At 64.9% G+C, this 228-nt stretch carries 1 protein-coding gene; it reads left to right on the top strand.

From position 1 onward, the window contains the following. Nucleotides 1-228 (top strand): amidohydrolase family protein (locus KVS69_RS20945; protein WP_345776837.1); only part of this gene is annotated, 228 nt, incomplete at both ends.

Raw genomic sequence — 228 nt, 5'->3', positions numbered from 1 at the left:
CCGCTCTCCGATATGATCCGCCGGCTCTCCGTTCCGTTCATCATCGTCCATATGGGGCGGATCGATACCCGGCTCGGCACGGAACAGCCGGCTTTCCAGACCCTGCTGGAACTCGCCCGGCGGGAGAACTGCTGGGTCAAGGTCTGCGGCTCGGAACGGATTTCAAGCTTTCCCTTCGATGCGGCGGTGCCGTTCGCCCGGGCGCACGTGGAAGCAAGCCCCGACCGA

Origin of the sequence: Stenotrophomonas sp. GbtcB23 (assembly GCF_019091045.1) — a bacterium.
GTDB classification, from domain to species: domain Bacteria; phylum Pseudomonadota; class Gammaproteobacteria; order Xanthomonadales; family Xanthomonadaceae; genus Stenotrophomonas; species Stenotrophomonas rhizophila_A.
Note: the sequence above shows the minus strand (reverse complement) of the source record. Positions and strands in the feature narration are given on the sequence as shown.